This window comes from Bradyrhizobium sp. I1.14.4 (genome assembly GCF_050435825.1).
Taxonomy (GTDB): domain Bacteria; phylum Pseudomonadota; class Alphaproteobacteria; order Rhizobiales; family Xanthobacteraceae; genus Bradyrhizobium.
Genome location: NZ_JBNDLA010000010.1, coordinates 23,662 through 41,314 on the forward strand (window position 1 = coordinate 23,662; position 17,653 = coordinate 41,314).

Below are 17,653 nucleotides of genomic sequence, written 5' to 3' on the forward strand. Positions count from 1 at the left end.
GTCATCGCTGGACTCACGGCGAGGATGCCTCACCGGTCGCCGGCGGCGCGGCTCGCGATGTCGCTGCCGGCCGCGCTGATGTCGTTCCTGTTCTCGTCGGCGCCGGCGCATGCCGACCTCAAGCTATGCAACCGCATGAGCTACGTCATCGAGGCCGCGATCGGCATTGACGACAAGGCCGCTACGGCGACACGCGGCTGGTTCCGCATCGATCCGGCAACCTGCCGGGTCGTGGTGCAGGGGGCGCTGACCGCGGACCGCGTGCTGCTCAATGCGCGCGCACTCGGCGTCTATGGCGCGTCGCCGATCCCGCAGCACGGCACCGACACGCTCTGCGTCGCGCAGGACAATTTCGTGATCGCGGCCGCGCGCCAATGCCGCTCCGGCCAGACGCCGGCGCAATTCACCCAGATCACGCCGGCACAGACCGATGACGGCAATCTGGTCGCCTATCTCGCGGAAGACAGCGAATATGACGACGAGCAGGCGCGGCTCGCCGGCATCCAACGCCTGCTGGTGATCGCAGGTTACGACGCCGCGCCGATCGATGGCGTCGACGGGCCGAAGACCCAGAGCGCGCTGTCTGCGTTCCTCAAGAGCCGCGGGCTCGCCAGCGACGTCGTTCAGTCGCCGAATTTCTTCGCTACCATGGTCGATGCCGTGCAGAAGCCCTCGCCGTCAGGACTGACCTGGTGCAACGATACGCCGCACAAGGTGATGGCCGCGGTTGCGACCGACGACGGCAAAGTGGTGACCAGCCGCGGCTGGTATCGCATCGACCCCGGCAAGTGCCTGCATCCCGACGTGTCGGGCGCACCGAAGCAGATTTATTCTTTCGCCGAAGCGGTCGATGCCGACAACCGGGCCATCCGCATCAAGGACAAGCCGCTGAACTGGGGCGGCGCAGTCCAGCTCTGCACCCGCGAAAGCAAGTTCGAGATCAACGAACAGGGCGACTGCGCCGGCCGCGGCACCGCCGCACTCGGCTTCACCACCGTCGACATGACCAGCGGCGGCAAGACGCTGCGCTTTGCGATGCCGTGAGGAGACAATGGCGCCACATACATCACTGTCGTCCTGGCGAAAGCCAGGACCCATAACCACAGGACTGGGTTTGGCGAAGAACGAGCACCGTGCCTCATTGATAGATCCCGCGGTATGGGTCCTGGCTTTCGCCAGGACGACGGCGGAGTACGGGGCGATCGCGCTGACCCGTGGAGAAAGCCATGACTAAAACTCCCCGCAGCTTCGGCCATGTCGAGACTTGGGTGTTCGACCTCGACAACACGCTGTACCCGCATCACGTCAATCTGTGGCAGCAGGTCGATGCGCGGATCGGCGAGTTTGTCGGCAACTGGCTGAGAATTTCTCCCGAGGAGGCGCGGCGGCTGCAGAAGGACTATTACCTGCGCTACGGCACCACGATGCGCGGCATGATGACCGAACACGGCGTGCAGGCCGACGACTATCTCGCCTATGTGCACAAGATCGACCACTCGCCGCTGCAGCCCAATCCGGCGATGGGAGCCGCGATCGCCAAGCTGCCGGGGCGCAAGCTGATCCTGACCAACGGCTCGGTCGACCATGTCGACGCGGTGCTCGGCCGGCTCGGCATCGGCGACCATTTCGACGGCGTGTTCGACATCATCGCGGCCGATCTCGAGCCGAAACCGGCGCCGCAGACCTACCAGAAGTTCCTGAAGCTGCACGACGTCGATCCGGGAAAGGCTGCGATGTTCGAGGACCTCGCGCGCAACTTGGTCGTGCCGCATGAGCTCGGCATGACCACCGTGCTGGTGGTGCCCGACGGCAGCCGGGAGGTGGTGCGCGAAACCTGGGAGCTCGAAGGCCGCGACGCCGCTTATGTCGACCATGTCACGGACGATCTCACCGGGTTCTTGCAGCGGCTCAAGCCCTGATCTCTCCCCCCGTCGTCCCGGCTCGCGCTTCGCTTGGCCGGGACGACGGGGGAGAGTGCCCGCTCCGCCGGGACGACGGAGGAGTCTGCCTTGACTCCGCGGCCCCAAATTCCGAAAAAGCCCTGCAAATTCCAGTCATAATCCCCGATACGCCCAAGGATTGTCCCGATGTCGCTGTCCGCCCTCGAAACTACCGTCAACGCCGCGTTCGACGCCCGCGAGGGCATTTCGACCTCGACCAAGGGCGAGGTCCGCGACGCCGTCGACCACGCGCTGGATCTGCTCGACAAGGGCGAGGCCCGCGTCGCCGAGCGCGAGGCCAGCGGCAAGTGGAAGGTCAATCAGTGGCTGAAGAAGGCCGTGCTGCTCTCGTTCCGCCTCAACGACATGGGCCAGATCGCGGGCGGCCCGGGCAAGGCATCGTGGTGGGACAAGGTGCCCTCGAAGTTCGAGGGCTGGGGCGAGAACCGTTTCCGCGACGCCGGCTTCCGCGCCGTGCCGGGCGCGATCGTGCGCCGCTCGGCCTTCATCGCCCGCAACGTCGTGCTGATGCCCTCCTTCGTCAATCTCGGCGCCTATGTCGATGAAGCCACCATGATCGACACCTGGTCGACGGTCGGCTCTTGCGCCCAGATCGGCAAGCGCGTGCACATTTCCGGCGGCGTCGGCATTGGCGGCGTGCTCGAGCCGCTGCAGGCCGAGCCCGTGATCGTCGAGGACGACTGCTTCATCGGCGCGCGCAGCGAGGTCGCCGAGGGCGTGATCGTGCGCAAGGGCGCGGTGCTGTCGATGGGCGTGTTCCTGGGCGCCTCGACCAAGATCGTCGATCGCGAGACCGGCGAAATCTTCATCGGCGAGGTCCCGGAATATGCCGTCGTGGTGCCCGGCACCCTGCCGGCCAAGCCGCTGAAGAACGGCCAGCCCGGCCCGGCCACCGCCTGCGCCGTGATCGTCAAGCGCGTCGACGAGCGCACCCGCGCCAAGACCAGCATCAACGAGCTGCTGCGGGACTGATCGAACCAATCTCCATCTGATGCCGACAAAACTCCGGGCCGCGGGACATTGCCGCTGCCCGGAGTTTATTTTCATGGATTGGGCCAATTACCTGTTCGGCTTCAAGGGCCGCGTCAACCGAGCCAAATTCTGGCTCGCGGGACTGATCATCGTCTGCTGGATGATGTTCCTGGCCGCGGTGGTGATTTTGGCGGGCCTCGGCGGCAAGGATGCGTCGTTTGGCTTCAATGTCGAGGACATCTTCCGGGCATTCGACCCTGACAGCTACAAGTCGGTGACCTGGGCTCGACTGCCGGCACTGCTGGTCAAGGCCGGCGGGACGGCGTTGTTCGTCTGGGTCTATATCGCTGTCTCGATCAAGCGCCTGCACGATCGCGACAAGAGCGGCTGGTGGATGGTCCCGTTCTTCGCGATCCCGGGTTTCATGAGTCAGTTCGGGGGCCGGCTTCCCGATGAGTCCTATTGGATCGTGGCCGCGGGGACGATCGTCTTCGTGCTGTATATCTGGGGCTTCATCGAACTCGCCTTTCTCCCTGGTACCCGCTACCCCAATCGCTATGGTCCCAATCCACTTGGAAAAACCCACGTGCGGCGACGCGGCGACCGCGACGGCGGGTCGCGCTCCTCGCAGGGCTGGGATCAGCACAGCGAGCTCCAATGATGCCGCACAAAGCTGGTCCACCCACAGTGTGACGTGTTAAGCGAGGCGCATGAGTGATGCCGTCTCGATTGCCCGCGATCTCGTTCGCTGCCCCTCCGTCACCCCGGCCGATGCCGGCGCGCTCGGCGTTCTCGAAGGTCTGCTGAAGGCCGCAGGCTTCGACGTCCACCGCGTGACGTTCTCCGACCCCGGCACCGCCGATATCGACAACCTCTATGCCCGCATCGGCAACTCAGCGCCGCATATCACCTTTGCCGGCCACACCGACGTGGTGCCGCCCGGCGACGAAGCGGCGTGGACGCTCGGCGCATTCTCCGGCGAGGTGAAGGACGGCTATCTCTACGGCCGCGGCGCCGTCGACATGAAGGGCGGCATCGCCTGCAGCGTCGCCGCCGTGCTGCAATATCTGCAGGACCATGGTGGACAGCCACAAGAGAGTGGCAACGGCTCGATCTCCTTCCTGATCACCGGCGACGAGGAAGACGTCTCGATCAACGGCACCGTCAAGCTGCTGAAATGGTGCGCCGAGCGCGGCGAAAAATTCGACCATTGCGTGCTCGGCGAGCCCTCGAATGTCGAGGTGCTCGGCGACATGATCAAGATCGGCCGGCGCGGCTCGCAATCCGGAACGCTGGTTGTCGATGGTGTGCAAGGCCACGTCGCCTATCCGCACCGCGCCTCGAATCCGGTACCGGACATTTCGCGCCTGATCGTGGCGCTGAGCGACGAGCCGCTCGATCACGGCAGCGCGCAATTCCAGGCGAGCAACCTCGAATTCACCACGGTCGATGTCGGCAACACCGCAAGCAACGTGATCCCCGGCCAGGCGCGGGCGAAGTTCAACATCCGTTACAACGACAACCACACGCAGGAGAGCCTGCGGCAGCTGGTCGATGAACGGCTTGCACGAGCCTGCGGCAATCGCATCCGTGCCCACATCGATTGGCAACCCTCGAATTCGAACGTGTTCGTCACCCAGCCCGGGCCGTTCACCGACCTCGCGGTCGCCGCGATCGAGGAGGTCACCGGCCGCAAGCCGGAGCTCTCCACCTCAGGCGGCACCTCGGACGCGCGCTTCATCTCGAGCTATTGCCCGGTGATCGAATTCGGCCTGGTCGGCCAGACCATGCACCAGATCGACGAGCGCACGCCGGTGGCCGATCTGGAGAAGCTGACGCGGATATATCGGGGCGTGTTGGACAGGTATTTTGCGTAATCCAGCCGCTCGGCCAGACAAAAACATCGAAAACAACCCCATGCACAGTAGGGATTGGGGCAGCTGGCAGTCCACCCGCACCAGATACAGTACAGTCCGTCGGATGCGTAGAGCGTTCGCTCGACCATCCTACCAGATCATTCACACCGCCTAATAATCCACCCGCATCAGATAGAGCCCGTCCGGTGGCGCCACGGGGCCGCAGGCGGCGCGGTTGCGGGCGGCGAGCGCGCCCGCGAGATCGTCCGCACTCCAGCGGCCCTCGCCGACCCAGACCAGCGAACCCACCATCGAGCGCACCTGGCTGTGCAGGAACGAGCGCGCCGACGTCACGATGTTGATGGCGTCGCCCTCGCGCGTGACGTCGAGCTGGTCGAGCGTCTTTTCCGGCGACCTGGCCTGGCACTCGGTGTCGCGGAAGGTGGTGAAATCGTGCTTGCCGAGCAGGCGCTGCGCGGCGGCGTGCATCGCGTCAGCATCGAGCGCCCGCGGCACGCGCCAGACGCGGCCGATGTCGAGCGCGAGGTTCGCACGGGTGTTGGTGATGCGATAGAGGTAGTGCCGCTTGATCGCCGAGAACCGTGCCTCGAAATCGTCGGGCACGATATCAGCCGCGAGCACTCCGATCGGATTGGGCCGCAGATGTGCGTTCAGCCCGTCGCGGAAGCGGCCGGGCGGGAAATGCTTGGCGATGTCGCAATGCGCGACCTGGCCGCGCGCATGCACGCCGGCATCGGTGCGGCCGGCTCCGTGGACGCGCACGTCCTCGCCGCAGATCGCCTTGACCGCCGTCTCCAGCGCACCCTGCACAGTCGGCGCGGTGTCCTGGATCTGCCAGCCGGAGAACGGCGTGCCGTCATATTCGATGGTGAGCTTGTAGCGCGGCATTTTGCTCCAATGACATCGTCCGCCTTGTGCGCAATTGCGCACTGGGGCGGACGATCCAGTACTCCGTGATGTCCCAGTTCGGCTTCGAGGCCGCGGCGCACTGGATACCCCGCCTACGCGGGGTATGACAGTGGCTAGGTGAGCTTCGCGGGCGGCTTCAGCGGCGTGCCGCGCAGAAAATCCGCCGCCTTCATCGGCGCCTTGCCGGCACGCTGCAATTCGAGAATCCGGACCGCGCCGTCACCGCAGGCGACCGCAAAATTGTCGTCGAGCACATTGCGCGGTTCGCCCGAGCCCTTGGCAAGCTCGCAGCGCAGGATTTTCAGCCGCACCTGCTCGCCCTCGCCCGCGAGCTCGCACCAGGCGCCGGGGAACGGCGACAGCCCGTGAATATGACGCAGCACCGCATGCGCCGGCTGCTTCCAGTCGATTCGCGCCTCGGCCTTCTCGATCTTGGCGGCATAGGTGACGCCGTCCTCGCTCTGCTTCGTCAGCTGCAGCCCGCCGCGCTGCAGCGCGCCCATCGCACGCACCATCAGGTCGGCGCCGAGCGGCGCCAGCGCGTCGTGCAGGTCGGATGCCGTCATGCTGTCCGAGATCGGCAGCCGCTCGGCCATCGCGACGTCGCCGGTGTCGAGGCCGACATCCATCTTCATCACCATCACGCCGCTTTCGGCATCGCCGGCCATGATGGCGCGGTTGATCGGCGCGGCACCGCGCCAGCGCGGCAGCAGCGAGGCATGCAGATTGAAGCAGCCGAGCCTGGGCGCGTCGAGAATGGCCTGCGGCAGGATCATGCCATAGGCGACCACGACAGCGGCATCGGCGTCATGCGCGCGAAACTCATCGAGCGCTTCCGGCGTCTTCAGCGTCTTCGGCGTCAGCACTGGTATGCCGAGGCGGCGTGCCTCCTGCTCGACCGGCGTCGGCTGCAGCTGCAGGCCGCGGCGCCCGCCCGGCTTCGGCGCGCGGGTGTAGACCGCCACGACCTCGTGGCCATGGGCCACAAGCTCCAGCAGCGTCGGCACCGCGAAATCGGGCGTGCCCATGAAGATCAGGCGAAGAGGCATGCGATCAGGTTCTTCCGGGAGGATCCAATCTTCGTCATGGCCGGGCATAGCCGTCAAGGACGGCGTCGCTTTCGCTCGCCCATGCCCGGCCATCCACGTCTTTGGTCTCCCAGAAGGAAGACGTGGATGCCCGGGTCGAGCCCGGGCATGACGGCGGAGTGCGCGCGCCTACTCCGCCGCGCGCTTGGCGGCCTTCTCGAATTTCTTGAACACGCGGTCGCGCTTCAGCTTCGACAGATAGTCCACGAACAGCACGCCGTTGAGGTGATCGATCTCGTGCTGGATGCAGGTGGCGTAGAGCCCCTCGGCATCCTCCTCATGCAGCTTGCCGTCGAGGTCGGTGAAGCGCAGGCGCACCCGCGCCGGGCGCTCGACCTCCTCGTAATATTCCGGGATCGACAGGCAGCCCTCTTCGTAGACCGACAGCTCCTCCGAGTGCGAAATGATCTCCGGATTGATGAACACCCGCGGCTGCGGCCTGGTCTCGCCGTTCTCGTCGCGCTTGGCGAGGTCCATGGTGATCAGCCGCAGCGGCTGCGCGACCTGGATCGCCGCGAGCCCAATGCCGGGCGCGTCGTACATGGTCTCGAGCATGTCGTCGGCGAGCTTGCGGATCTCCGGCGTCACCTTCTCGATCGGTTTCGACACCAGACGCAACTGCTTGTCCGGCAGGATGATGATTTCTCTTAATGCCATGGCGGCGATTTAAGCTGCTGACTTCATGGGGTCAATGCGCTCAGGAACCGGTTAAGGCAGCCACCAGCCACCTTTCTTCATGCGACGTTAACCAAGAAATTTAAGCGAGTGTTTACCATAATTGTTCCCTTTTCGTTCGATGACGACACCGAATCGGCTACAGCTGATGGCATGAACGAAATTCTGCTCACGATTGGCGACCTTCCGGTCCGGGTCTCCGACGCCTTGATCGGCCTTGGCGCGCTGGCGCTGATCCTGCTGTTCGCCATCGCCGTGGTGATCGCACGCGCCAGCCGGCGCGGCGCGGAACTCGCGATGGCTCAGGCCATTCGCGCCGACGAACTGGAGGAGCGGCTTGCCGACATGCTGCGGGCCCAGAGCGAATCCTCCGGACGGGTCGACGCGATGGGACAGGCACTGGCCGGCCGACAGGCCGAGATGGCCCGTGCCGTCAACGAGCGGCTCGATTCGGTGACCCACCGGGTCGGCCAATCGATGGAACAGACCACGCGCAACACGATGGATTCGCTGCGCGTGCTGCATGAGCGACTCGGCATCATCGATCACGCGCACAAGAACCTCAACGAGCTCACGACCCAGGTGACGACGCTGCGCGACGTGCTCGCCAACAAGCAGTCGCGCGGTGCCTTCGGCCAGGCACGAATGGAGGCGATCGTCCAGGACGGCATGCCGAAGGGCTCGTTCGAGTTCCAGTACACGCTGACGTCAGGCAAGCGGCCGGATTGCGTGGTATTCCTGCCGGACCAGCGCCCGCTCTGCATCGACGCGAAGTTTCCGCTGGAGGCCATGACCGCGCTGCACGATGCGCGCAGCGACGAGGAACGCAAATTCGCCAGCCAGCGGCTGCGCGCCGACGTGCTGAAGCATGTCAGCGACATCGCGGAGAAGTACCTGATCCCCGGCGAGACCCAGGACACCGCGCTGATGTTCGTGCCCTCGGAATCGGTTTATGCCGAGATCCACGACGGCTTCGACGACGTGGTCCAGAAGGCCTATCGCGCCCGCGTCGTGCTGGTGTCGCCCTCGCTGCTGATGCTGGCGATCCAGGTGATGCAGCAGATCCTGAAGGACGCCCGCATCCGCGACGCCGCCGACCAGATCCGCAACGAGGTGATGCATCTCGGCGACGACCTCACCCGCCTGCGCGATCGCGTGCTCAAGCTGCAAAATCACTTCGGCCAGGCGAACGAGGACGTCAGGCAGATCCTGATCTCCGCCGACAAGATCGAGAAACGCGCCGGCCGCATCGAGGAACTCGACTTCAGCAAGGCCGAGACCCCGATCGAAGTCCCCCGCTTCGTCAAGGGAGCCGCCCCCGACCTGTTCCCCGCCCCGCGCAAGCTGCAGGCGGGGGAGTAGTATGGACCCTGATCTCGCTGCATAGTCGATGTCATCGCCCGGCTTGACCGGGCGACCCAGTATCCAGAGGCGGAAGTTGGGCGCACGCAGCTTCTACGTCTACATTCTTGCGAGCCACATCGGCGGCACGCTCTACATCGGTGTGACAAATGACCTCATTCGCCGCGTGGGCGAGCACAAGCTGAAGCTCATCGAGAGTTTCACTGAGAAATATGATGTGGTGAAGCTCGTTTATTTCGAGCCATTCGATGATCCTGAGAGCGCGATCAAGCGCGAGAAGCGACTCAAGAAATGGAATCGAGCCTGGAAAATTCGCCTGATTGAAGAACACAATCCAAACTGGGAAGACTTGTATCCAGGCATTAGCGGTGTCTAACTGTGGTCATGCCCCGCGAAGGCGGGGCATCCAGTACGCCGGAACGTAGGTGGCTGGACGGAATCGTCACGGAGTACTGGATCGTCCGCCTTCGCGGACGATGACCTCACGATAGGATAGATGACCGCTCCCGACGCCACAGCCACACAGGAGAAAGACCTCCCCGTCTCCTGGCGCGACAGCTTTGCGGTGTATCTGCAGCCGCGGGTGCTGGTCGTGCTGCTGCTCGGCTTCTCCTCGGGCCTGCCGCTGGCGCTGTCGGGCTCGACGCTGCAGGTGTGGATGAAGGAGGCCGGGGTCGACCTCGGCACCATCGGGCTACTGGCGCTGATCGGCACGCCCTACACGCTGAAGTTCCTCTGGGCGCCGCTGGTCGACGCGCTGCACTTGCCGCTGTTCACGCAGATCTTCGGTCGCCGCCGCGGCTGGCTGCTGTTCTCGCAGCTGTTGCTGATCGCGGCGATTTTGGTGCTGGCGATGGCCGATCCTGCGCGATCGCCATGGTTCGCGGCCTTCGCCGCGCTGCTGGTCGCAACGGCCTCGTCGACCCAGGACATCGTGGTCGATGCCTTCCGCGTCGAAAGCCTGCCTGAAAGCGAGCAGGCCGCCGGCATGGCATCCTACGTCGCGGCCTATCGCATCGGCATGCTGGTCTCGACCGCCGGCGCGCTGTTCATTGTCAGCGGTTTCGAGTCCGCCGGACTGGTGCGCCCGTCGGCATGGATGTGGGGCTATGTGGTGATGGCTGCGCTGGTCGTGATCGGCATCGTCACGGCGCTTGCTGCGACCGAGCCGGCCCAATCGAAAGGCGCGGATGCGGCCACGCATGCACAGACCGCAGCCGAACGCGTGCTGCACGCGGCGCTCGGCGCGTTCTCCGAGTTTCTCAGCCGCAAGGACGCTTTCGCGGCGCTCGCCTTTGTGGTGCTGTTCAAGTTCACCGACGCATTCTCGGGCACGATGACTGCGCCGTTCGTGATCGACATCGGCTTTTCCAAGGTCGATTACGCGGCGATCGTGAAGGGCGTCGGACTTGCCGCAACCTTGATCGGCGGCTTTGCCGGCGGCTTCGTGGCGCGGCGCTATTCGCTCGCCACCAGCCTGTGGATCGGCGGCGTGCTGCAGGCGATCGCCAACCTCTCGTTCTCCTGGCTCGCGCATGTCGGCGTCGATCAATGGGCGCTCGCGCTTGCGATCACGGCGGAGAATTTCACCAGCGCCATCGGCACCGTGATCTTCGTCGCCTATCTCTCGGCGCTGTGTCGCAATCCGCTGCACACGGCGACCCAGTATGCGCTGCTCACGGCGCTCGCAGCCGTCGGCCGCACCTATCTGTCATCGGGCGCGGGCTATGTGGCCAAGGCCGTCGGCTGGCAAATGTTCTTCGTGATCTGCGTGCTGGTCGCGATCCCGAGCCTGATCCTGCTCGCCTGGCTGCAGCGGCGCGGGCATTTTGACGAATTGGGACCAGTGAGGGTCTAGCTCGGCTGTCATCACCCGCGAAGGCGGGTGATCCAGTATTCCGGAGGCGTTCGTGATTCAGCGGAGAAGCTGCAGCGTACTGGATCGCCCGGTCCCGTCTACGCCAAGGCTTCGACGAGGCCACGAGTGCCTGGCACGCCGAAGCTTTAGCGGAGGCGGCGAGCCGGGCGATGACACCGCAATTGCGGCAGGACCTACTTCGCCACCACGCTCCATTTGGTGACGATGGCTTCGCTCATCTCGCCGGCATCCTTCGCGCAGGCGATCTCGTCGACCTTCACCGAGATGGCCTTGCCGGAAAGACTCTTGAGCTGCGCCGCCTGGGCGTCATTGGTCGGAATCAGCTGGAAGGTTTCCGGCCCTGTTTCCAGATTGCAGAGACCGTTCGGCGGCGGCAGGCGGCGCGGCTCGCTGGTGATCTGGTAGGTCGCGACGCGCTTGCCGCGGTTCTTGGCGTCGCGCACCTTCATGACGCCGAGTTCCCCCGACAGCACGTCGCCGGCCCGGATCATCTTGCCGGGCTTCTGCGGCGCGTCGCTCTGCTGCGCGAGCGCGCAGGGCGCGGCGACGGTTGCCGCCAGAAGCGCAAAGCCCAAGCGTACGCCGAATCGGTGTGTCGTCATTTGCAGTGTTCCGTATTTGATTCGTCAGAGCGTGGATGACCGCCCCTGAATCGTCATCCACCCTATCATTTTGTTTCAGTGCGATCTTTTCGACTTGTGACGGATCGCCTGGCGAACGCCGTTGCGTCCGGCTTTCGAGCGCGCGCTAAGGCCCGATGAGATTGGGTTGAATCGCCATCGCTTTAGCTCATTGTTTGAGCATGATCTTTTCGGAAAACCGCTTCACACTTCTCCGGATCATGCTCTAGAACAGCGTCCGCTGCCGCATGGCTGCGGATAGCGTACCTTCGTCGAGGTAATCAAGCTCTCCGCCGACCGGCACGCCATGCGCCAGCCGCGTCACCCGCACATTGGCCTCCGACAGCAGGTCGGTGATGTAATGCGCGGTGGTCTGGCCATCGACGGTCGCATTCAGCGCCAGAATGATCTCGTTCACTTCAGGCGCATGCGCGCGCGCCACCAGCTGATCGATGGTGAGATCCTGCGGACCGACGCCGTCGAGCGGCGACAGCGTCGCGCCCAGCACGTGATAGCGGCCATTGGTCGCATTGGCGCGTTCCAGCGCCCAGAGATCGGCGACGTCGGCGACCACGACAATGATCGAGGGATCGCGTCGCGGATCGGTGCAGACGGTGCAGGGGTTTTGTGTATCGATGTTTCCGCAGGTCTTGCAGACCTGGATCTTGTCGATCGCGACTTGCAGCGCTGCGGTCAGCGGCGTCATCAAGGCTTCGCGCTTCTTGATCAGATGCAGTGCCGCGCGCCGCGCCGAGCGGGGCCCGAGCCCGGGCAACCGCGCCAGCAACTGGATCAGGCGTTCAATCTCGGGGCCGGCAACGCTTGCAGCCATTTAAGTCGGACCAAATCCCGGCGGCAGGCCGAGCCCGCCGGTGAGAGCCATCATCTTCTCCTGCATCGCCGTCTCGGCCTTGCGGCGGGCATCGCCGTGCGCGGTGACCAGCAGATCCTCGAGCACCTCGCGCTCCTCCGGCTTCATCAACGACGGATCGATCTTGATGCCCTTCACTTCCATCTTCGCGGTCATGCGCACGGCGACCAGGCCGCCGCCGGAAATGCCCTCGACCTCGACATTGCCGAGCTCTTCCTGCATCGCCTGCATCTTGGATTGCAGCTCCGCTGCCTGCTTCATCATGCCGAGAAAATCAGCCATGGGTGCGTTCCTGTAATCAGATCAATCGTCGTCGCTGTCGGAAGTTTCAATCGGGTCTTCGCCGGTGGCATCCGCCACCGGAACCTCGGCGGCAAGGCGGCGGACCTCGACCACCTTGGTGCCGGGGAAACGCACAAGCACCTCCTGCACGCGCGGATCGGCTTCCGCCGCGCGTTGATGCTCGCTGCGCGCCAATTCGTTCTGCGAACGCACCGTCGGCTGGCCGGCCTGGTTGGAGATGATCACGGTCCAGCGCCGCCCGGTCCATAGTTCGAGCTTGCGCGACAGATCGGTGACGAGACCGCGCTGCGCCTTCGGCTCGAGCACGATCTCGAGCTGGCCATCCTCGATACGCACCAGCCGCACATCGGCCTCCAGCGCGCCCTTGGTCATGATGTCGCGTTTCTCGCCGGCGAGCGCGATCAGTTGCGGAAAGCTGGTGATCCGCAGCGCCGGCGCGGCATTGGTGGCCGGCGACGCCATCTGCGGACGCGCGGCGAGATCACCGCGCGGCGAGGCCTGCGGCGAACGCACCGGCGGCGACGGCATTGCCGACATCGCCGAGGCCGACGCCCCGCGTGGCGACTGCGAGGCGGCGGAGCCTGAGGTCGCCGGCGCAGCGCCGCCGCCATTCTGCTCGATCATCCGGATCGCCTCATCCGGCGTCGGCAGGTCGGCGACATAGGCGATCCGCACCAGCACCATCTCGGCAGCCGCGGCCGGGCGCGTCGCGGTCTGCACCTCGGCGATGCCCTTGAGCAGCATCTGAAACATCCGCGACAGCACCCGCATGGAAAGCTTTGCGGCGAATTCACGCGCACGCACCCGCTCGGTCTCGCCGAATGCGACATTGTCGGCCGTCCCCGGCACGACCTTCACGCGGGTGACGAAATTGACGAACTCGGCAAGGTCGGACAGCACCACGACCGGATCGGCGCCGACATCATATTGTGCGCGGAACTCGGCGAAGGCGCTGGCGAGATCGCCGCGCGCCAGCGAATCAAAAAGATCGATCACGCGGGTGCGGTCGGCGAGACCGAGCATCTGCCTGACCGCGTCAGCCTTCACGTTGCCGGCGGCATGCGCGATTGCCTGGTCGAACAGCGACAGCGAGTCACGTACCGATCCCTCAGCCGCGCGCGCGATGATGCCGAGCGCCTCGGGCTCGACCTCGACGCCTTCCTTGGTTGCGATGTTGCCGAGATGCTTCATCAGCACGTCGGCCTCGACGCGGCGCAGATCGAAGCGCTGGCAGCGCGACAGCACCGTGATCGGAACCTTGCGGATTTCGGTGGTGGCGAACACGAACTTGGCGTGCTCCGGCGGCTCCTCCAGCGTCTTCAGGAAGGCGTTGAACGCCGCCGTCGACAGCATGTGGACTTCGTCGATGATGTAGACCTTGTAGCGCGCGCTGGCCGGCGCATAGCGCACGCTGTCATTGATCTGGCGGACGTCGTCGACGCCGGTGTGGGAGGCGGCGTCCATCTCCAGCACGTCCATGTGCCGGCTTTCCATGATCGCCTGGCAATGCACGCCGAGGTCGGGCATGTGGATGGTCGGCCCCTTCACCGAGCCATCCGGCTTGGCGTAGTTCAACGCGCGGGCGAGGATACGGGCGGTGGTGGTCTTGCCCACCCCGCGGACGCCGGTCAGGATCCAGGCCTGCGGAATCCGCCCGGTCTCGAACGCGTTCGAGACCGTGCGCACCATGGCCTCCTGGCCGATCAGATCCTCGAAGCTGGAGGGGCGGTATTTGCGGGCGAGAACGCGGTACGGCTTCGCGGTATCAGGCGCGCCGCCCAAATCAAAACCGCTCTGGCCTGCGCCGTCGGACGGTTGGGAGGGGTCGCCAGCATCATTCATGCATCGATCCGCAACTAGGGATTTGTCTCTTCAGCCGGCGTGCGGATAGGAGCCAAAATCAAGCGCCGGGCGCGGAGACCGCCATATTCCAGCGCGATTCGCTCGGAAAAACAGGTAGGAGACTGACGAGCGACCCGATCCGGACCTCGTTAGGGCTGCTTCCTTCCGGACCTGACCCGGTTGGCGAGTGGCTCGTCCACCGCCAATCTCCCGGTCCCTATTTGGGGCCAAAGCCGCCGGAAAGCAAGCGGCCTGACCGGGCTTTGTGGGGCTTGTCTGGGAACACGGAAAGGCATTACTTGCCCGTCATGTCCGCCTCCAATTGGTCGCTGCATTCGCAGCTCAAGAAAGACACCATCGACATCGGCGACCTGCCGCTGTGCAAGGTGCTCGTCATCAAGGATGCGCATTATCCCTGGCTGCTGCTGGTACCGCGGCGCGACGGCGCGGTCGAGATCATCGATCTCGACGAGGTCGAGCAGGCGCAGCTGATGACCGAGATCACCCGCGTCTCGCGGGCCCTGAAAGAGGTCACCAAGTGCGACAAGCTGAATGTCGCAGCCCTCGGCAACCTCGTCCCGCAGCTTCACGTCCATGTCATCGCGCGCCGCACCAGCGACGCTGCATGGCCGCGTCCCGTTTGGGGCGTGATGCCGCCGCTGGCGCACGACGCCGAGGAAGTGCAGAATTTCATCAGCGCGCTTCGCCGCAAGATCTGGTTGGGTTGAATTTCAATGTCTGCATCCGATTCATTTCCGCTCGGCCAGCCGGCCTTCGTGACCCATGTGCTGGACCGCGCCGCGCATCTGCGCACCAATGACGAGAAACTGTTCGCGCTGGAGGGCCATCGCGAGGCCCGCGCTTACGTGATCTATCGCGACTCCCTGGTGGTGAAGCAGGAGGATGGCGGGGCCCGCGCGCTGCTCTCGCTGGAGGAGGCCCGCAGCTACGGCGCCAATCCCGGCACGATCTTCCTGGGGCTGCGCGATGCGGCACCGATCTTCGGCATGGGGATCGCGCCGCAAGCGGCCGAAAAGCTGGTCGGGCGCGGCGACGTCGCGATCACCGAATTGCGCGGCATGGCGATGCAGGGCGTGGTGCCGCCCGAGCAGCTCTCGGCCATCGCGATGGCGAAATCGATGGTGACCTGGCACCAGCGTCACGGCTTCTGTCCGAACTGCGGCACCCGCACCGCGATGAAGGACGGCGGCTGGAAGCGCGAATGCCCGAGCTGCAAGGCCGAGCACTTTCCGCGCACCGATCCGGTCGTGATCATGCTGGTCACGTCAGGCGACAAGGTGCTGCTGGGGCGGCAGAAGCAGTTCATGCCCGGCATGTATTCCTGCCTCGCCGGCTTCGTCGAGGCCGCCGAAACCATCGAAGATGCCGTACGGCGCGAGATTTTCGAGGAGTCCGGCATCCGCTGCACCGACGTCAATTATTACATGACGCAGCCCTGGCCCTATCCGTCATCGCTGATGATCGGCTGCACCGCGCGTGCGACCAACGAGGACATCGTGGTCGACCGCACCGAGCTGGAGGATGCACGCTGGTTCGACCACGCCGAGGCGACGTTGATGCTCAAGCGCCAGCATCCCGACGGCCTCGCCGGACCGCATCCGTTCGCGATTGCCCATCATTTGCTCGGCCGCTGGGTGCATCACCGAAACCCGTTGGACCAATAGCGGGAACCGGACATCGTTCTGCCGATTAGATCTGGACACAGGTTTGGCAGTTGACGGAACCATTGCGACGGATCCCCGCATGAATTTTCAGGACGGCGCCCCGAAAGTCCCGCCCCGCATCCTCTGCATCGGCCTGCCGGTGCGCGACCTGACCTTCCGCGTCAGCGTTCCGGCGCGCGGCTCCAAGGAGAACGCGACGCATTTCGACGAGATCTGCGGCGGCAACGCGCTGAACGCCGCCATCGGCATCGTCCGGCTGGGCGGCCGGGCCTCGATCTGCGGACCGATGGGCGATTCGCGGGAGACCTCGAGCCGCTACATCTTCGACAAGATGGCTCAGGAAGGCATCGAGACCAACCATCTCATCCACATGCCGGACCTGGTCACGCCGATCTCGGCGATCATGATCGACGACAGCGGCGAGCGCACCATCGTCACCTTCCGCGATCCCGGGCTCTGGAAGGTGAAGCTGCCGCCGACCGAGCTGTTGCTGGAGGATTGCGCGGCGATCCTGACCGAGAGCCGCTGCGCGCCGTTCTGCACCGAACTTTGCGCCGAGGCGGTCAGGCGCGGCATCCCCGTGGTGGTCGACGTCGACCGCGCGATGTCGATGCGGGAAGGGCTGCTCACCGCCTCCTCCCATCTGGTGTTTTCCAGCGAACCGCTGCAGGAGACCGCCGACGTCACCGACGACGGCCAGGCGCTGCACAAGCTCGCCAAGCTCACCTCCTCCTTCCTGGCCGGCACCCGCGGGCCGATGGGCACGATCTGGCTCGATGAGAAGGGCGGGCTCGAGGAAACCCCGGCCTTCCCGGTCCATACGGTCGACACGCTGGGGGCCGGCGACGTCTTCCACGGGGCCTTTGCCCTCGCCATCACCGAAAAGCAGGAGCTGCGGCAGGCGCTCCGCTTCGCTTCCGCCGCTGCAGCGCTGAAATGCACCCGCTTCGGGGGTGCCTATGCCGCACCGCAACGTGCTGAAGTTGAAGCGTTTTTGGGTGACCACGCCGATGCCCGGCCGGCCTGACCGACTACGAATCGCTTGATTTGGAAGATTCTTCTCTATATGAGGGGTATTGAACCTTCATGTGGAACTTTCTTCTATGACCGATGTCGCCATTCAGCTTCATGACAATAACCGCCGCCTCGACGCCATCGATCGCAAGATCCTGACCGTATTGCAGGAGGACGCTTCGCTCTCCGTCGCCGAAATCGGCGACCGGGTCGGACTGTCGTCGACGCCATGCTGGAAGCGCATCCAGCGGCTCGAGGCCGACGGCGTGATCCTGCGCCGCGTGGCGCTGGTCGATCAGAACAAGATCGGACTCGGGATTTCGGTATTCGTCTCGGTCGAGAGCGCCGACCATTCGGAAGCCTGGCTGCGCAAATTCGCCGACGCCGTCAGCGCCATGCCCGAGGTGATGGAATTTTACCGGATGGCCGGCGATGTCGACTACATGCTGCGCGTCGTGGTCGCGGACATGCAGGCCTACGACGTGTTCTACAAGAAGCTGATCTCCGCCGTGCCGCTGAAGAACGTCACCTCGCGCTTCGCGATGGAGAAGATCAAGTCGGTGACGGCGCTGCCGGTGCCGGCGGCGTAAGCGCC

The 17,653-nt window shown here is 64.9% G+C and carries 19 protein-coding genes and 1 other RNA gene; 12 read left to right on the forward strand and 8 right to left on the reverse strand.

Annotation, left to right across the window (positions count from 1 at the left end; all coding sequences use genetic code 11):
- The first annotated feature begins 57 nt into the window (after positions 1 to 57).
- From ABIB78_RS20910 to dapE, 5 genes are all read left to right on the forward strand, one after another.
- Positions 58 to 1,044: a DUF1036 domain-containing protein gene (locus ABIB78_RS20910; RefSeq protein WP_429028505.1), complete on the forward strand. Its 987-nt coding sequence runs from the start codon at positions 58 to 60 to the stop codon at positions 1,042 to 1,044.
- Positions 1,045 to 1,226: 182 nt separating this feature from the next.
- Positions 1,227 to 1,919: a pyrimidine 5'-nucleotidase gene (locus tag ABIB78_RS20915; RefSeq protein WP_429028048.1), complete on the forward strand. Its 693-nt coding sequence runs from the start codon at positions 1,227 to 1,229 to the stop codon at positions 1,917 to 1,919.
- A gap of 168 nt (positions 1,920 to 2,087) precedes the next feature.
- On the forward strand, positions 2,088 to 2,933 hold the full coding sequence (gene dapD / locus ABIB78_RS20920) for a 2,3,4,5-tetrahydropyridine-2,6-dicarboxylate N-succinyltransferase (RefSeq protein ID WP_429028051.1): 846 nt from the start codon (positions 2,088 to 2,090) through the stop codon (positions 2,931 to 2,933).
- Positions 2,934 to 3,006: 73 nt separating this feature from the next.
- Positions 3,007 to 3,594, forward strand: coding sequence for a DUF805 domain-containing protein (locus tag ABIB78_RS20925; RefSeq protein WP_429028054.1), 588 nt, complete (start codon positions 3,007 to 3,009; stop codon positions 3,592 to 3,594).
- Positions 3,595 to 3,643: 49 nt separating this feature from the next.
- Entirely contained in the window at positions 3,644 to 4,810 is a 1,167-nt protein-coding gene (gene dapE, locus ABIB78_RS20930; RefSeq protein WP_429028057.1) for a succinyl-diaminopimelate desuccinylase, read from the forward strand.
- A 150-nt stretch (positions 4,811 to 4,960) separates the two neighbouring features.
- Here the strand turns inward: dapE and truA are convergent, their stop codons facing one another.
- The 3 genes from truA to def form a co-directional block, all read right to left on the reverse strand.
- A complete protein-coding gene (truA, locus tag ABIB78_RS20935) occupies positions 4,961 to 5,698 on the reverse strand; it encodes a tRNA pseudouridine(38-40) synthase TruA (protein ID WP_429028058.1) in 738 nt (245 codons plus the stop codon).
- Between the two features lie 134 nt (positions 5,699 to 5,832).
- On the reverse strand, positions 5,833 to 6,768 hold the full coding sequence (gene fmt / locus ABIB78_RS20940) for a methionyl-tRNA formyltransferase (RefSeq protein WP_429028059.1): 936 nt from the start codon (positions 6,766 to 6,768) through the stop codon (positions 5,833 to 5,835).
- 168 nt (positions 6,769 to 6,936) lie between these two features.
- Positions 6,937 to 7,464, reverse strand: coding sequence for a peptide deformylase (def, locus tag ABIB78_RS20945; protein WP_429028061.1), 528 nt, complete (start codon positions 7,462 to 7,464; stop codon positions 6,937 to 6,939).
- A 171-nt stretch (positions 7,465 to 7,635) separates the two neighbouring features.
- Between def and ABIB78_RS20950 the strand changes: the two genes are divergently transcribed.
- The 3 genes from ABIB78_RS20950 to ABIB78_RS20960 all read left to right on the forward strand — a co-directional run bounded on the left by ABIB78_RS20950 (position 7,636) and on the right by ABIB78_RS20960 (position 10,702).
- Positions 7,636 to 8,844 carry a DNA recombination protein RmuC gene (locus ABIB78_RS20950; RefSeq protein ID WP_429028062.1) on the forward strand — a complete coding sequence of 403 codons (1,209 nt, stop codon included), beginning with the start codon at positions 7,636 to 7,638 and terminating at the stop codon, positions 8,842 to 8,844.
- A gap of 76 nt (positions 8,845 to 8,920) precedes the next feature.
- Positions 8,921 to 9,220 carry a GIY-YIG nuclease family protein gene (locus ABIB78_RS20955; RefSeq protein ID WP_429028064.1) on the forward strand — a complete coding sequence of 100 codons (300 nt, stop codon included), beginning with the start codon at positions 8,921 to 8,923 and terminating at the stop codon, positions 9,218 to 9,220.
- Between the two features lie 120 nt (positions 9,221 to 9,340).
- Positions 9,341 to 10,702: an AmpG family muropeptide MFS transporter gene (locus ABIB78_RS20960; RefSeq protein WP_429028066.1), complete on the forward strand. Its 1,362-nt coding sequence runs from the start codon at positions 9,341 to 9,343 to the stop codon at positions 10,700 to 10,702.
- A gap of 194 nt (positions 10,703 to 10,896) precedes the next feature.
- Here ABIB78_RS20960 and ABIB78_RS20965 read toward each other — a convergent pair whose 3' ends face one another.
- From ABIB78_RS20965 to ffs, 5 genes are all read right to left on the reverse strand, one after another.
- Positions 10,897 to 11,325: a hypothetical protein gene (locus tag ABIB78_RS20965; protein WP_429028068.1), complete on the reverse strand. Its 429-nt coding sequence runs from the start codon at positions 11,323 to 11,325 to the stop codon at positions 10,897 to 10,899.
- A gap of 244 nt (positions 11,326 to 11,569) precedes the next feature.
- Positions 11,570 to 12,175 (reverse strand): recombination mediator RecR, encoded by a 606-nt coding sequence (gene recR / locus ABIB78_RS20970; protein WP_429028071.1) that lies wholly within the window; start codon positions 12,173 to 12,175, stop codon positions 11,570 to 11,572.
- On the reverse strand, positions 12,176 to 12,496 hold the full coding sequence (locus ABIB78_RS20975) for a YbaB/EbfC family nucleoid-associated protein (protein ID WP_429028073.1): 321 nt from the start codon (positions 12,494 to 12,496) through the stop codon (positions 12,176 to 12,178).
- Positions 12,497 to 12,517: 21 nt separating this feature from the next.
- The gene (locus ABIB78_RS20980) at positions 12,518 to 14,359 is read right to left on the reverse strand and encodes a DNA polymerase III subunit gamma/tau (protein ID WP_429028074.1); all 1,842 of its coding nucleotides are present in this window, start codon (positions 14,357 to 14,359) and stop codon (positions 12,518 to 12,520) included.
- A 114-nt stretch (positions 14,360 to 14,473) separates the two neighbouring features.
- An RNA gene (gene ffs, locus ABIB78_RS20985) (signal recognition particle sRNA small type) lies at positions 14,474 to 14,570 on the reverse strand.
- 97 nt (positions 14,571 to 14,667) lie between these two features.
- Between ffs and ABIB78_RS20990 the strand changes: the two genes are divergently transcribed.
- The 4 genes from ABIB78_RS20990 (at position 14,668) to ABIB78_RS21005 (ending at position 17,648) form a co-directional block, all read left to right on the forward strand.
- Positions 14,668 to 15,087 carry an HIT domain-containing protein gene (locus tag ABIB78_RS20990; RefSeq protein WP_225164140.1) on the forward strand — a complete coding sequence of 140 codons (420 nt, stop codon included), beginning with the start codon at positions 14,668 to 14,670 and terminating at the stop codon, positions 15,085 to 15,087.
- Between the two features lie 6 nt (positions 15,088 to 15,093).
- Positions 15,094 to 16,044, forward strand: a complete 951-nt coding sequence (nudC, locus tag ABIB78_RS20995; protein WP_429028076.1) for an NAD(+) diphosphatase — start codon at positions 15,094 to 15,096, stop codon at positions 16,042 to 16,044.
- A gap of 79 nt (positions 16,045 to 16,123) precedes the next feature.
- The gene (locus tag ABIB78_RS21000; protein ID WP_429028079.1) at positions 16,124 to 17,071 is read left to right on the forward strand and encodes a sugar kinase; all 948 of its coding nucleotides are present in this window, start codon (positions 16,124 to 16,126) and stop codon (positions 17,069 to 17,071) included.
- Positions 17,072 to 17,147: 76 nt separating this feature from the next.
- Entirely contained in the window at positions 17,148 to 17,648 is a 501-nt protein-coding gene (locus tag ABIB78_RS21005; RefSeq protein ID WP_024578797.1) for an Lrp/AsnC family transcriptional regulator, read from the forward strand.
- The last annotated feature ends 5 nt before the right edge of the window (positions 17,649 to 17,653 follow it).